The 14820-nt window shown below is 59.8% G+C and carries 16 protein-coding genes and 1 pseudogene; 1 reads left to right on the plus strand and 16 read right to left on the minus strand.

Features of this window, described 5'->3' with window-relative positions:
• The 15 genes and pseudogenes from ACPYOP_RS28400 to ACPYOP_RS28470 all read right to left on the minus strand — a co-directional run.
• Positions 1–281 (minus strand): annotated as a pseudogene (locus ACPYOP_RS28400) (type IV secretion system protein VirB10); the annotation flags it as partial.
• Positions 282–290: 9 nt separating this feature from the next.
• Positions 291–1124, minus strand: a complete 834-nt coding sequence (locus ACPYOP_RS28405) for a TrbG/VirB9 family P-type conjugative transfer protein (protein WP_481413599.1) — start codon at positions 1122–1124, stop codon at positions 291–293.
• Entirely contained in the window at positions 1121–1849 is a 729-nt protein-coding gene (locus ACPYOP_RS28410) for a VirB8 family type IV secretion system protein (RefSeq protein ID WP_481413600.1), read from the minus strand. The genes ACPYOP_RS28405 and ACPYOP_RS28410 overlap by 4 nt, the downstream gene beginning before the upstream one ends.
• Positions 1850–1909: 60 nt before the next feature.
• The gene (locus ACPYOP_RS28415) at positions 1910–2983 is read right to left on the minus strand and encodes a TrbL/VirB6 family protein (RefSeq protein ID WP_481413601.1); all 1074 of its coding nucleotides are present in this window, start codon (positions 2981–2983) and stop codon (positions 1910–1912) included.
• A 214-nt stretch (positions 2984–3197) separates the two neighbouring features.
• A complete protein-coding gene (locus ACPYOP_RS28420) occupies positions 3198–3989 on the minus strand; it encodes a conjugal transfer protein (RefSeq protein ID WP_481413602.1) in 792 nt (263 codons plus the stop codon).
• Between the two features lie 20 nt (positions 3990–4009).
• On the minus strand, positions 4010–5179 hold the full coding sequence (locus ACPYOP_RS28425; RefSeq protein ID WP_481413603.1) for a lytic transglycosylase domain-containing protein: 1170 nt from the start codon (positions 5177–5179) through the stop codon (positions 4010–4012).
• A complete protein-coding gene (locus ACPYOP_RS28430) occupies positions 5157–7676 on the minus strand; it encodes a VirB4 family type IV secretion/conjugal transfer ATPase (RefSeq protein WP_481413604.1) in 2520 nt (839 codons plus the stop codon). The genes ACPYOP_RS28425 and ACPYOP_RS28430 overlap by 23 nt, the downstream gene beginning before the upstream one ends.
• A gap of 3 nt (positions 7677–7679) precedes the next feature.
• A complete protein-coding gene (locus ACPYOP_RS28435; RefSeq protein WP_481413605.1) occupies positions 7680–8006 on the minus strand; it encodes a VirB3 family type IV secretion system protein in 327 nt (108 codons plus the stop codon).
• A gap of 2 nt (positions 8007–8008) precedes the next feature.
• The gene (locus ACPYOP_RS28440) at positions 8009–8380 is read right to left on the minus strand and encodes a TrbC/VirB2 family protein (protein ID WP_112547960.1); all 372 of its coding nucleotides are present in this window, start codon (positions 8378–8380) and stop codon (positions 8009–8011) included.
• Positions 8377–9525 carry a lytic transglycosylase domain-containing protein gene (locus ACPYOP_RS28445; RefSeq protein WP_481413606.1) on the minus strand — a complete coding sequence of 383 codons (1149 nt, stop codon included), beginning with the start codon at positions 9523–9525 and terminating at the stop codon, positions 8377–8379. The genes ACPYOP_RS28440 and ACPYOP_RS28445 overlap by 4 nt, the downstream gene beginning before the upstream one ends.
• A gap of 137 nt (positions 9526–9662) precedes the next feature.
• A complete protein-coding gene (locus tag ACPYOP_RS28450; RefSeq protein ID WP_481413607.1) occupies positions 9663–10118 on the minus strand; it encodes a hypothetical protein in 456 nt (151 codons plus the stop codon).
• A gap of 11 nt (positions 10119–10129) precedes the next feature.
• Positions 10130–10750, minus strand: coding sequence for a hypothetical protein (locus ACPYOP_RS28455; RefSeq protein WP_481413608.1), 621 nt, complete (start codon positions 10748–10750; stop codon positions 10130–10132).
• Between the two features lie 336 nt (positions 10751–11086).
• The gene (locus ACPYOP_RS28460) at positions 11087–11728 is read right to left on the minus strand and encodes a hypothetical protein (RefSeq protein ID WP_481413609.1); all 642 of its coding nucleotides are present in this window, start codon (positions 11726–11728) and stop codon (positions 11087–11089) included.
• Positions 11725–12060, minus strand: a complete 336-nt coding sequence (locus ACPYOP_RS28465; protein ID WP_481413610.1) for a hypothetical protein — start codon at positions 12058–12060, stop codon at positions 11725–11727. Before ACPYOP_RS28465 ends, ACPYOP_RS28460 begins: the two co-directional genes overlap by 4 nt.
• A gap of 1138 nt (positions 12061–13198) precedes the next feature.
• Positions 13199–13684, minus strand: coding sequence for a hypothetical protein (locus ACPYOP_RS28470; protein WP_481413611.1), 486 nt, complete (start codon positions 13682–13684; stop codon positions 13199–13201).
• 499 nt (positions 13685–14183) lie between these two features.
• Here ACPYOP_RS28470 and ACPYOP_RS28475 point away from each other — a divergent pair, with 499 nt between their 5' ends.
• Positions 14184–14453, plus strand: coding sequence for a WGR domain-containing protein (locus tag ACPYOP_RS28475; protein ID WP_481413612.1), 270 nt, complete (start codon positions 14184–14186; stop codon positions 14451–14453).
• Between the two features lie 93 nt (positions 14454–14546).
• On the opposite strand, the gene ACPYOP_RS28480 is transcribed toward ACPYOP_RS28475, so the two are convergent.
• Positions 14547–14711, minus strand: a complete 165-nt coding sequence (locus ACPYOP_RS28480; RefSeq protein ID WP_481413613.1) for a hypothetical protein — start codon at positions 14709–14711, stop codon at positions 14547–14549.
• Positions 14712–14820 lie beyond the last annotated feature (109 nt).

The following is a 14820-nucleotide window of genomic DNA, read 5'->3' on the forward strand; positions in this document are numbered from 1 at the left end:
AGATGTGTATAAGAGACAGCCTGCACCGTCGGCAAGGGTGGCGGGGCGGGCGGGTTGAAGCCTTCGTTTCTGGGCGCTTGCACCGGGCGGAACTCTTCATGCGGCATATTGTCGATCGCCGGTTCCCGCTCGCCGCCGGAGAGAAGGAAATAGAGGACCACACCAACGCCGGCCATTGCCGCCACCACGGCGACCGGCCGCATCAGCCCGACCCCGGAGCGCCTCACCTGACCGCCGATGGCGGCGTCGTTGTCTATCGAATGATAGTTTGGATCAGACATCGTGCCTCCCTATCGAGATTTTGATGGTGAGCTGGCGCCAGCCGAGCCAAGGCGCTTCGGCGCCACGGCACCCTCGATCGGCGCCGGCACATCGGCTGGAGAGGTCCTGAGATTGAATAGGCAGGTCTCGTTCTCGGTGCCGTAACGAAGCGTCCACTGCCGCGAGACCGTATCGATGACGATGTAGTCGGCCTCCCGGCGATAATTAACGAGGCTCTCTCGCCGCTTTGCATCGACAATAAAGATCGCCGGCACGTCGCCGGTGAACTTCATGAAGGTCTTCAAACCATCATCGAACACCCACAAGGGCTTGGCGGCATCGCTGCCCTTGAAGCCATAGTCGTAATTGACCTTGTCGCGACGGATGTTCTTGATGTTGGGATTGCGTTCTGCGTCCTGCGCCTGCTTCCACAGTTCGGCCGTGCCCTTCAGGCCGGCATCTTCCGGATAAATGAACCGCAGCTTGAAGGTCTGGTTCTGGATCGACCTGCTATCGTTGACCTCAAGGTCGAACGAGTAGGTCCGCTTCGTCGTCACCACGGAGAGGTTCGTCGGCGCGTCCTTTTCCATCGGCTTCAGGGTGAGCGAGCGGCGGTCGGCCGATGTCAGGATCTGCCAGGAAACCGTATCACCTGCGACCACCTGGGTAACCTCTTCGTCCGCACCGAAGAGGATGGTCGTCACCATTCCATAAGTCCCGGTGACGACGAAGACCTGTTCGGCCGAATAGGGCAAGGTCCGCACACGCGGATCGAGTCGGCCAGGCCGGGCGATCAATTCCGCATGAACCGAAGAGGCCGCCAGCAGCAGTGACAGCGTTATTCCGACGCACGCTCGCCTCATGGGACGAGCCCCGACGGCATGGTCTCGGGAACCTTGACATATTCGGTCACGACGAAGCCAAGGGGATTGTAAAGCCGGACCCTGTTGCTGGCTGGCAGATTGATCTGGCGGTAGCGGACCGTCGCCGACCAGCGATTGACGACGTCGCCGCCGCGCCGGCGCTCCCTGGTCTCGAAGCGCACTGCCATGGTCGTTGCGTTGAGCGGATTGACGGACAGAATTTCCGGCCGGATCTCGCCCGATGTTCCCATGGTCTTGACCGGACCTCTCGGATTGGAAGGGTTCATCCATTCCGAGTAGTCTTTAAACGCCGGCGAATCCGGGTCCGACCAAAGGGCGATCATGTCGAAGTTTTCCGAGAGATAGCGCGGATCGTAGGTCTCGCGGCGGATGACGTAGTTGCCGACGAAGGATGCGCGAACGGCCTGGATTTCGGAAACGTTCGCCCGGTCCTTGCCGAGCGTCGTCACCGTTTCCATGTAGCCGGTGTTCTTGTCGACGATGAGCGGCACGACCTCGGTTCGGACGAGCGGGAAGAGCTGCGCGACGGAGAAAGACAGCACGCCGGCCACGATCCAGCCCGCCACCGCAAAGACCAGCAGGATGAGCCCGATCAGGGTCCGCAGGGACCGGTTCTTCTCCCCCCATGAGAGGTGTTGATCGTAGATGTCTTGCGGGCCGGGGACACGATCGGCCGGCGCCGCTTTCAATTGCCTTTTAAACAATGCCAATTTCCAACCTCGAAGTCGCAATGATTAAAAATCGCTGATCTGGCTACTACGGCGTCATTCGCTGTTGCGGCGGCGATTGGTGAGCATGCGGCCGAGAGCGCCGGCGCCGGCTGCACTGCCGCGGCCTGCAAGGGCAGCAGCGGTGACGGCGCCTCGAGGACCTGCCAGCGTGCTGAGCGCTATGGCCGCAGCTTGGCCGGCTCGGGAATTGCTGGAGGAAAGGCGCCTGCGGGCGGTGCTGTAGGCGGTGTCGACGCCCCCTCCACCCGGGACGCCAGAGAAGGCCGCCCCATAGGCGAAGGTCCGCGCGAAATCCGGCACCTGGAAGATGAAATAGGAGATCAGCGCCAGATAGAGGACCATGGCGAGCACGATCGCCAATGCGTTCTCCTTGGTGGCCATGTCGCCGTTGATCGTGTCCATCATGCCGATCAGAAAGCCGAACGACAGGCCTGCCATGATGTAGGTGAAGAGCAGCATGAACATGCCGTAGGCCACACCCCTCACCCAGGCGTCGAAGACAAAGCGGGTGATGCCGAAGAAATAGCAGAGAATGGCGATCGGACCGATCGCCAGCATCACGGCGGTGATCATCTTGGCAAAAAGCGTGACACCGGTGAGGATCAGCAGCATCGGCAGCAGTCCGAACACCAACACGATAAAGACGACGACAGCGCCAGTGACATTCGGCAGCCAGCCGGACTCGTAGGAATTGAAGAGCTGCATGGCAAAGTCGTAGACCTTGCGTGCCATCGATGCGACTTGTTGGGCGATGTCCGCTCCGGCCGATTGACCGCCCATCGCCGAAGATATGGCCGATCCGAGATCCTGCGGCGCCGACAGCACGAACTGGCCGATATTGTCGTAGAAGAGTGCCCACGACATAATGAGCGTATAGGCAAGTGTGATCTTGAAGGCGGTGATCGCCATGTCTTGAAGCGAAACGCTAGACAGTCCGAGCGCACCCCAGAGGAAATAGAGGATCAGGAAGATCGCCAGGATGCCGGAAACGAGGTTTCTGTTTTCGGCAAACAGCCCCCAGGCCCGTTCCAGGGACGCCTCGTTGATCTTGTCGAAATATCGAAGCGCATCGCCATAGAAGTTTATCGCGTAGCTGACGGGATCCATGTCTCTTCCTGAAAATTATTGACCGGTCGCATCGGGCCGCAATCGTCCTTGAGGGCGTCCGCGAGTGCATCCTCAGCGGTGGTGGTCGTGGGCTCGGATACCAAGCCGAGAGCCGGGACCGGATTTTCGTCAGCCGAGCATTTCGCCAGCTGTTCGTACTTCCCGGCGCAACCGGCAAGGGCCGCGAGGCTAACCATCAGCACGAGAACCGCCTTCACTGGTTCTGGTCCTCGAATGCCTTCAGCTGATCGCGAACGGAAGCGCCTTTCGGTTGCGTCCCGCCGTCACGCATGACGCTGTCCGGCAGGGGCGCGAATGTCTTGAGGTTCTGCGATGACGTTGCGAGGGCGGCTTTATATTGCTGGTTCAGCAGCATGACCTGGTTGTTGAGCGAGCCGACCGCTTCGTTGGCGGTTTGATTGCCCTGCAGCACCATCTGGGTATTTTGCTCCAGCGCCCCCTTCAGGTCCTTCGCCGTCCCGATCTGCTGGGTTGCCTGCATGAAGGTATTCTGCCGGTCCTTGGTGGCGCTGTTCATCGCGTCGGTCAGGGCAGTCAACGTAGTCAACGCGTTGAGCCCTTGCGAATAGGCTTGATTGGCGCCCGAGAGCTCACCGCCCTTGACGGAATCGACCACCATCTTCACCAGGTTCAGGCCATTGATAAGCTTGGCCGCGGTATTCTGGAATTGACCGCCGATGCCTCCGAACACGGCCGCGTTGCTCGACAGCACCGTGCTGAAATCCGGCGCCTGTCCCATGGTGAAGCCATTGCCGGTTGCGAGCTTGGCGAACTGGCTCGCATCCTGCGTCCGGTCGCCGGTGATCGCCTGCAGAGTTTTCGTCGTGTTGTCCTTGACGACTGATGTGTCCTGCTGGATCTCAGACGACAGGCGCTTGATGTCCTCGCTGATCGAGATGTTTTCCGAGTCCTTGACCGGGACTTGCGCATAAGCCTGAGGGACGGAAACAATGGCGAGGGTCGCTGCGATCAGTGCTGTCTTCATGTGCCTAACCTCTCTCGTTCTCAATTTGACGTCGGCCTGGAATCAACGACCGTGACCAGGCCGAGCGCCGGATCCTGCAACGCCGTGAAGGTCGCAACCGCGCCATTTGCCCGTGCCTCTTCCTCCAGATCAGACAGCCAGCGCTGGATCTGTTCGGTCGTGGCGTTCTGCGGAACAGCGAAGCACCGTGTGCCACCTGTGTCGATGATGTTGGTCGGGCACCGGGTCTCGGCCATCACTAGCGACCCGTCGTGATCCCTGGAATTTCCTCCACCACTGCCGCGCAGGCTTGCCGACGAGGATTGCAGGCCAGACTGAAGGCGCTGCAGATACTGCTGGTTCGCAGCGATCGACTTTCCGAGCAACTCGTTCCAGACCGAACCGCGTTCGATCTGCGCTTGAGTGTTTCGGTCGACCGCCTTCTTCAGCTGCTCACCGCAGCCGCTTGCGTAGCTCGCGGTTTCCGGCTCGGCTGTCCCCTCCGGGGTATTATCACCGTTCTGGGCCTTGTTACGAGCATAATAGGCGGAGACCTTTTTGACGTAGTCCTGTGTCTCGGGGATATTGGGGATCTGACCGTTCTGCAGCGACTGGCGATACGGACCGGCATTATAGCCGGCGGCGATCAGGTCATAGCGGTCTCCGAACATGCCCTGAAGTTGCTTGATGTATTTGACGCCGCCGCGAATATTGTCGCGCGTGTCGTAGGGGTTGACGCCAAGTTGTGCTGCGGTGCCGGGCATCAGCTGCATGACGCCGGTCGCGCCCACCGCCGAGCGCGCCGATTGGCGGAAGCGGGATTCCTGCTCGGCGATCGCCATCGCGAAGTTCGGATCGACGCCCTGCCGGATTGCCTCCTGTCGCACCATGCTGGCAACTTCCTGCTGGCTTGGCGTGCGAGACGATGGCGCAGCGGGCGTGGTGTCTCCCGCCATGCCATCGGCGGAGCAATCGGCCGGCGCGCCAGAGCCCTCACCGGGCGCGACACTATCGGTCGTACCGCCCGAGGCGCCTTTGACCTTCCGGGTATCGGCCTGATAGGACTGATACCAGTTCAGGGTGGCCTGCTGGATCTTCTGGCGGGCGTTGTCGATGACCGGCACCTGGGCATGGCTCGTGCCGATGGGAAAGACGAGAGCCAAGGCCAAGACGCTGACCGCGGCTCCCTTAAGGTGCTTTGCGTGCTTCATCGACCGTCACCCCATCCCAGTCGCAGAATTTCGAGAGCCAGTTCTTAGGATCGTCGCCGTACTCGTCGAGCAGCATCTCGACCTCGCGCACCGTCTCCTCACGGCCGGACAGCACCTTGATGAACTCCGGCATGTGGGACATGTCGACGCGCGCAATGACGCTGCTCTTGGCCTGCTTGATCAGCATGAAACGCGAACTCGGATCGCCGTTCTTGACCCAGTCGAATTCTGCTCGCGACAACCCGAAATGCTCCATGTAGGAGCTTTCGTCAGCTTTCAGATTGGCAAAGAAGATATTGGTCGATGTCTGTTCGATGATCGTCCGGCTGACGCTTGAGCGCACGACGTCGTCGGCCGACTGCGTACCGAAGATGACAAGACCATTCCGCTTTCGGATGGTCTTGAAATAGTCTTTCATCGTGCGCTTGAACTCGTCGTCGTCGAGCAGCTTCCAGGCTTCGTCCATCAGGTTGATGATCGGCGCCTTGCCGTCGTAGATCGCGTCCAGCCGGTGGAACATGTAAAGAAGGGCCGCGGTGCGGACTGTCGGATCGTCGAGGATCGACGTCATGTCGAAGCCGATCATCGGTCTCGAAATATCGAGATCGTCATCGGCGTTGTCGAAAAGCCAGGCGTACGGTCCCTTATCGACCCATTTGTCGAGACGGGCGATCAAGCTGCCTTCGGTCCTTTCGCTGCCGGCGAGCAGTGCCCGCAGCGACGAAAGACGACGATACGACCTGTCCTTCGTCTTGAGGACCGACTTGATCGCATTGCGGATGATCGATTCTTCCTGCGGGGTTAGGCTTTCGCCTTCCTTCGATGGCTTCAGCATGAAGCTCAGTAACCCGTAAAGGAAAACGCGGTTCTCCTCGGTGTCGTCGAGCAGAAGCGGATTCCAACCCGACGGCTGTCCGGGCTCAAGCGACATGTAGGTTCCGCCCGCTGCACGTACCATGATGTCAAGGCCGCGATCCTTGTCGAAGACGATGGTCTTCAGTCGCGGACTGACGCGATAGGCTTGCAGGATCAGGAAGGCCATGATGACGGTCTTGCCGGACCCGGTCGGGCCGAAGACGGTCGTGTGCCCAACGTCGCCCTGGTGGAAGTTGAAGAAGAAGGGCGTGCCTGACGTCGTCTCGAAGATCGTGATCGCCGGCCCCCAGTGGTTCCCGTCAGGTTTGCCGTAGGGATAGGCGTGAAAGCTGCTCAAGCCGGCGCAGTTCAGCGTGGAGATCAGCGCACGCCGCGCGATATAAGCCTGGTTGCCGGGCAGTTGCGCCCAGTAGGCAGGCTCCGCATTTAAGTCTTCGCGGACATAGGAGGCGCCGAGCGCGCCAAGTTCGTTGCCGATCAGGGCCACCGCATCGTCGAGCTGGGCGGTGGTTTTCGCGACCGGCATCACAGTGAGATGATGCTCGGTGAAGGCAACCCGTTTGCGGGCGAGTTCGTCCCGAGCGATGTCGAGATTGGCCTGGACGCTTGATCCGCCTTCGTCGGCCTTCGACATCTGTCGGTCCAGCCGTTCGATCCGACTGCGCGCCGCCATATCGTCGACAAAGGACATCGACTGGGTCAGCATCAGCTCGAATGGCAGCTTGAGGATATAGTCAAGCATGCCGGCGCCGGTCTCCGGCGGATACTCCTTCAAGGAGACCATCGCCGCGTAGCGGTCATCATTCGGTATGTCGCCCTGCTGGTGGATGATGCGGTTACCGATTGACGTTCGGCGCGCCGGCAGCATCTCGTCGATCGGGATGTTCCCAAGACGGATCGGCCGGACGCGTCCGCCGTTCAGCAGTGTGTAGAAGAACTCACATTGTTCGGAGAACCAGACTTTGCGTGCGGTCTCCTCGACGACCATGTCTTCCAGCACGTCGCGGAAGATCGTCCTGTTGTCGCCGACGTCGACCTGTACGCGTTGCACGTCGCGCAGGACCTTCGGGCCATAAACGGCAAGCGATTTCTCGAGCGCCCGCGTTGCCTCGACCAGCTTGTCACGCATCGCGCGGAACTGTTCCTTCCGTACGATCGTGCCGCCGGCCCCCATGAGGCGGGAGAGCGCGGATCCCTTGCGGAACATCGGGCGCACGACCAGCGAGACATACGTGTCGTTCACGAACATCTCGTTCTTCGAGATGCTCGACTGATAGACGTGATCGAGACGATCCATAAAGGGATCGGCGAAGGCCGACGGCAACGACGGCGCAACCTTGCGTCTGATCACATGGGTATAGAGTGCGAAGCTGCCGATGGAGGAGATCGCACGGAAGGCGGCGTTGCGCTGCCGCTGCAACATGTTGATCGTTTCGATATCGGCCGTCTCGAAGGAAAAGCCGGTGAGCTTTAGGGTCGAGACGAGGCAGTCGTTCTTCAGGCGGATGATGCCGTTTTCAATCGGGACGTAGAAAGGAACATGCGTCGCGACATTGCGGTCCGCAAAGATCTCCCAACCCTTCGACAGACTGCCTTTCAGCGATCTCGCCATTGTGTTCATCGCTTACACCCCGTAGGTTCTGACGCCGCCACCGAGCTTTCGGCCAAGAGGGTTGACACCGCACATGCTGAGGCGCCCGACGATCTCGAAAAACCAGAGATCGAGCTTGACGGTGAGCACGTAGAGAATGCTGTGGAGGACCATGAAGGAGACCGGGAACCAGAGAATGGATCCCAGAATCATGAAGACCATCAGCGAAACAAAGCATTCCGCCAGGAAGTAAGTGTACGGAATTCCCATCACCGTCGGCGGCCGCGTCAGAGCTAATATAACCGGATGGGATTCGATATATTCATCGCCTCCGTCGGCCGTGTTGCCCGATCCCGCCATGATCAAGATCCGCTACCAGCGAGGAAGTCGACGAGCTCGGCTGCGGCAAACATGCCGGCAAGGCTTCCCCCAACCCGAAGCAGTGCTCCCCAGGACCAGTAGCCGAAGGCTGCGGCGAGAAACATGCCGATGAAGGCGATCGCTCCTACGGATCGGCCGAACGGGCCGGTAAAAAACTGCACGAGCCGGTCAGCGGCGTTTTGCAGCGCATCGAGGTTCTGCGCCGCCGCCGGCTCGTACTGGCTGACGAGTAGGATCAGGCTCGCCGCAAGCACGACGGCGGCATTACCGACCCATTTCCTTCGGGCCATTGAGGACCAGGCAACGCTGCCATAGAGAACGGCTGTCTGGACTGCAAACGCGATGGGATTCATTGAGACACCTCTTCCTTGACAATTTTGACCGGCCCGCCGGTATCCTTCCGAGCCTCATCACGCTGAGGACGGACATCTGGTGGGGACGGTGTAGCGGCTGAGAAAACAAGCATGGGGGATTTGGCCCGGTCGGCGCGTCCGGTACGGCGCTTGGAACTGGGCACGAACTCTGACGACGAGCCGACTCGTGGGATGGTCGGACCGGCCGATGTGCCGGTATAGTATCCGACGACACGCGTTACATAGTCGGCGGTCTCGCGGATCAGCGGCATCGAATGGCGAAGGTCTACATTCGGCTCGCCAGCATTATATGCGGCGGCGATCAGCACGGGATTTTTGTACTTGGCGATCAGGACACGAAGGAACCGCGTGCCGGCGCGGATATTCTGTAGGGGATCGGTCAGATCAGTCGCACCGAAGGCTTCGCCGATCCGTGGCATGACTTGCATCAAACCGATGGCGCCAGCAGGACTCACCAGGTCTGGATCGAATGCGGCATTTTCGGCCCGCATGACCGAGAGCACCCAGTTCGGATCAACCCCCTCCTTGCCAGCGACAGTTAATGCCAGCTTGGCATAGTCCGTGGGGATACCGGATAAAAGATCGGGTCGGACCTGTGCGGGCGGCACGCTGATATCGACATGAGGCTCGATTGGCTCCTCGGCGAGACCGGGAAGAGATTCCCGGTCTCGCGAGTAGACGCCGACCAGCGAATGCACCGCGCTTTCGCGCCGTGCATTCGTGCTCCCACCCGCTAGTCCTGATGATTGGCCAGCACCGTCACTAAACCCTCCAATGAAATCCAACGGGCGCGCGGTGGCACGCAGCACATCTTCATCGACCGGTCCGCTAAATCGCTCGTTGAAGCTGGCAGGATCGATCGTCGGCACATCCTGCGTCGAGGCAACAGATGCGAAGGACGCCGGATTTGGCGGCAGGATTGCGGCCCTGGCCGCCTTCAGCTCCATCCCGCTGGAAGGATGATCGACTTGCGTCGATATTCTCGACGCGATGTGATGGCTGCTGTCATCTGGACCGGAGGCAAAACCGGTGAGGAGAAAAGCCGACGTGCCGGCGATCCACAGCGCGCTCCGCGACCATGTCTTGTGCGGTCTCTTCACAGACGAAAGCGGGATGCGATCCATGGTCGAACCAATGCAAACTTATACTGCGGTATAAGAATTTGAACTGCATTCGGCTGCGGAAATCAACCCTAAAGTTTAACTGGAGTATAATTATGTCGTAGCTGCGCTACGTCACGAGGAGAGCTTCCTAAAGGAATTCAGTCGTTTAGCCGCGACCATTTATCCGGTGTCCAGCGATACCGAAGCTGTTCCCGGTCTCCCAAAATGCGAGCAAGACGGACCGCGGTTCCGCCCTTGACCAGTATCGAACCGGCTTCAGCGCCCGAGCTCCCGGCAGAGATTCGGCACACGAAATTGGGCAATTCCCTCTTTATCCTCGCCACTGGATAGCAGGACTCGATCTGGTAGCGTTTGCCGTTGCCGGCAATCGTCGGGCCCCTCTCCTGGACGGGGCCAAGACGCTCGCGCCCGAAGTCGGTGCCATACTCAAGTTGGCACTCGACGATGTTGCTGGAATAGGCTTTGCAGGCTGCAAGGCTGAGATACGCAAACGGCGCCGGCAGCTGTGGCTGCGGCCGCTCAACCTGGTGACCACATCCTGCCAGCGCCGTCATTGCTGCCAGAGATCCGAAGAGCTTCGTGAAAATCCGCATAGTGCTTCTTTCTAGCTTGCCTGCCGATAACCGGCATGTTCGAGAGCTTCGAGAAAAAGGTCGCGGGCAAGCCCGCAATAGGGTGACGATGTCTGAGCCAAGTGAAGCTGGGTGAGCACCAGTCCGAGATCGAAAATGGTTGTCACAACATCCTTCAGGTCATCGTTAAAGGTGTCCCGCAACATCTCGCGACCATCGTGGCCTTTGACCACGATCGCGTAGTCGTCACGTGCGATGCTATGCCAGAGCTCGATCATGCCGGTTTCACCGTTTGCGCTTTCCGTGTCGCAGATGAGCAGGAGCGCATAATCCGGATCGCGCATAGCGCCTTCCTCTATCGAGGTCTCCCCACGAAATTCCGTCAGCACCACGTCAGAGGCAAAGAGCATCAAGCACTCGTTCACTAGAAGGCGCTTCTCGCCAAGCCGAACAAATCCGTTCATGACAGCGGAACGGATTACGGCGGGCGGAAGGTCTTCTGCGCAGTGTTCACAAATCGATGTCAGTTTGCCGTTCAGGAAGGCGAAGGTGCTGTGGAAACGGTTGACGACGGATCGTTCGACATGTTCGGTCTGACCGCCCAGCGCCTCCACGAATGCGAACGCATCAAGTCGTCTGCGCGGCTTCGCCAATATATCGCTTCCCGAGACCGACCCTGCGTCCCCGACCAGGCTCGAAGGGCCAACCACGACAGCGGCGGACCGCGTCTGTGCACCACAGCCGGGGCAGTCCGCTGAGAATGGCACTTTGTACCATTCTTTCGTCAGGAGGGATCGATTGTGTATCAGTGTCAAATCCGATTGTTGATTGAACGGCCTGTTGTCCGCCCCGCTGGATTGATCAGATGGCGATCTTATACTCTAGTATAATTATCAGCGGCGGATGGTTTGCTCAAGCGGGAAAAGTCTGAAACGTCCCTGGCCGGGTGGCACGAGGATTGATACCGCTTCGAGGATGCCGGGGATGCTCTAAATCGGCGATTCCCTAGCCGCCATCGGGAGTGGATCGGCGCGTCCCCAGAAGCGTAAGCCGGCTCGAAAATATCGCTTCACGTCGTCCGCCCGGATACGGACTTGTTCGCTATCCGGCGACCACCCCGCATTGATGTCCACATATTCGCTTCGATCATAGGCCCATAGCCTTGGAGCCGCAGAGCGTAGCTTGACGCTCGTCCGGCCATCGCCGTGACGCACGACATTTGCCACCAGAAAGGCCTCGATTAAATCCAGCGCAACGTCATCTGGACCACCATCTACGCCGACTTCTCGAAGGCAGTCAGTGAGCAATGCCTCGAAACCCTGAGTACGCACATCGGGGAGCCGTGCGTGCCCGAAAAGGTGAAGCGCCCAGTGACGTAGTTGGCGCTCGAACAAACCCGCGGTCGTCAGCACGAAGGCTTTGGCGGCCTCGTTGCGCGTGTGGGCGTCGACTTGCGCAGCGGTCCTGTCGAGAAAGGCGTCAATCGTATCGACATCACCGAATTGCAGCGGCGGCGGTTCAGGGAGATTGTCAAAAGCCGGCGCCACAACACGCTCGTAAAAGCGAAAGAGATTCGCCTGAAATATTCGCGGCAATTCGTCTTTGGGATGAATCATGGCTCTGTTGGTCAAGGGTGCGGGGCCTGCTTGCGTCCCTGTCTCTCCTTTATTTGACGTATCTCGGCAAGCTGACCCTTGAGGACGTCAAGCGCAACAGTCTCGTCTTTCGACAGATTCTCTAAAGGAATGTGGCGCATTAGCACCTCCAGCGCATCGCCAAGCCGCCCGATTTGCCGGCCATAGCTGCCGACCTCATCCAGGATGGTCTGCTCTGTCTGGGGCGCGGGCGTCGACCCCAGATCGATGTTGATGAACCCGAACTGTGCTCCCTGCTGGTAAAACGTCCATGGATTGATGGCTTGCCAAAGCTTCTCCGGCGCCACCGCAAAGCTGAAGGATTTCATTATGAGGCCCTCTTGGTTGAAGGCGACAGTGTAAATGAAGGAAGGATGTCTGGCGATCGCGCCTATTGATAAATGCGGCGATAACCTGTCCGGCCGATCCGCCGTATCACGCGTCGTTAATGGCGACCATTCTCTCTTTCGCTCATTCCCTCATTGCGCGAAACACTTTTGAGATAATCACGGAAGAGCTCGGTCGCGAAATCACAAATATCATCATTCGCATAACAACCGATCCGCACATCTACCGATTCACCGACGCACGGATATGCCGGATCGCGAGATCGCCGATTCCCCTATCTGCGCGTCGAGCAATTCACTCATTGCGCGCCTCGTATAAACGCCGAGCTGCCAATTCACCTAATTCGCGCATCTACCGATCCGAGTAGCGGGCGAATCGCCTAGTCGCCTCATCGCCGAAACGCTCACACGCGCATCCCTTGATCAGAGCCCTTCCCGACCGGGCGGCTCGCCCTACGCCCCGCCTCCCCCCTTTCCGGCTCTAAAAGCATTGCCGCCAGACATCATTCTCGGCCAGGCATCCAATCGAATTCGGCTGCAGTCGGGATCGATCGGCTAATCGCCCCCCGGGCGAAACGGCTAATGGTATACCATTAGCCTATCCTGCCATCTCCCACCAACTGCCCAGGACGCCGTGCCCGAGGCGCCAATGCTGTTGCGAGTCGTTAGACTAAGCAACAGCGATCACAGGCCCAGAGCCTGGGATCCGCGCCGGAGGAACAGCACGGTGGACAGGGCAGTTGGTGGGAGATGCTGAAGCGAGCCGTCGTCGTGAGCTGTCGGGATGTGCGTGACCGAAGGGAACGGGCATCGATGACATGCGAACGATGAGACGGCGAGCGCCCCGCAGAAGAGGACGAGCACATGGAGCGGATGCCCGAATTATGAGGGCATAGCGCAAGGTACTCGTCCTCTTCGTCTTGTTCGGGGAAGTCGCGGCAGCGTCCGCCTACCGGCCCGAGAGGCCGGGCGGGTCGCGACCCGCTCCGCAGGGAGAGGGGTGTGTGAGGGGAGAGGCGGTAAGTCTCTCCCCTCAAGATCGCGCGCCGGCTCGATGCCGGCAACCGATCAAGGAAATGGAGATGGCGAGAGACGGGCGAAGCCGTCTCTCGCGGGCACGTCAATCGTAGACGACGCGTGCGATGCTGATGCCGATGCTTGCCTCGGCACGGATGGCGCGGAGGATCGGTGCAAGTGTGCCCAATTCGGCATCGGTGAGGTCGACAAGGCTCGGATAGCTGATCGAGACGCCGTCGCAGTCTGCAGAAAGCGCATAATGCCATTCGCCGTTGTTGATACGGTACTCATAGGTGGCGTAGTCGATTTCGAGGTCGTCAAGCAGCGTAATCCGGAAGCGAACGAAGCATTCCTCTTCGCCCTGAAGCTGGAGGGCGGTGAAACCTTCCTCGTCCGTCTCGCTGGCGAGCTGGCGCTCCAGCGCGATGATGGACCGCACGCGCGCCGTTGCGCATGCCAGCCCCTCGGCGAGCCTGTCATGCAGTTCCAACAAGAATTGGTCCGCGCAGCCGATGCGATTGGCAAGGACGATAAGCCTGAAACCCGCCAGCACTGCGAGTTGATGGACGTAGTACCAGTCATCGGACATATCAGTGTCTCCTTTCTGTCTCTGACGAAAGGAGGCCGCACCGTAGCCGCGAGGGGTCAGGGATCGCGGAACGCGACCGCCAGCGGCGGCAAGCGGAGGAGCCGATTTTCTGGCGATGGCCCGAAGGGACGGCGGCTAAAAATTGGAGGGGCCGCGCAGTCCTTGACGCCGGAGTGGCGGGTGTACGATCGGACGTCAGAGTGAGATAGACCACGGCGCCCAAGGCGCCGTGTCCGTATCCGGCGTTCAGCCGGCCATGCAGTCGATTCCCGGTTACGGTTGCGGAAACTGTGCTCAGTGCGACAGCCGCGAGAGGGGGCGTTACCCGAATGGGACGAAACCCGAAAGGGGTTCGGTGAGCGACAGCGAATAGCACCGTCCGCCGGAGGCGGCTCGCCCGTATTACGCAACAAACCCATCATCGCCGTGAATCAATCGACGAGGACCGATTCGAATATGTCGTTGGACGCAAAGCCATGCCTGTTCGATTCTCCGTTTCATGATCGCGCAGCCCTACCAGCTCTATGTCGAACGCACTGACGTCAGCAAGAACATGGCCCGCTTCTATGCCATGTCGATCGAGCCCAACCTGTTCGGCGAAGCTTGCCTCATCCGCCGATGGGGTCGCATCGGCGCCAGGGGCCAAAGACTGGTGCATCATTTTGAGAGGGAAGAGGAAGCGGTCGGGCTCTTCCTCCAACTTCTGCGTCAGAAGCGGAGGCGCGGCTACGGACCGAGAGCGCATTTCCCGCGAGGGGCGATTTCCTAACCGATGGCGGAAGGAGGCCGGCGAAGCGTAGCTTCCGGCTTGAAGCGCCGGTCGATCCGGCGCGACAGGCCAGGCGACATGGTGGGATCCGCCTCAGAAGGGCGGCTCGGCGTCGATAAGACCTTCCTGTTCGGCCATGATCACCGCCAACTCGGCACAGGCGAGTTCGAGTTCGAGTTCCGTTTCACGGCGCTCGACCCGGTCGTAGGTTGCATTCATTTCCAGGCGCAGCTCTTCGATGTGTTGTTCCAGAAGCATCGTCGTCGTCTCCTTGACGTTTGTGAAAGACGACGCGCGCGGTCATGGGGGCGTGGCGGGGTCAAGGATCGCGGAACGCGACCGCCAGCGGCGGCGAGTGGGGGTGCCG

Source organism: Rhizobium sp. KNZ2-6A (genome assembly GCF_056755475.1).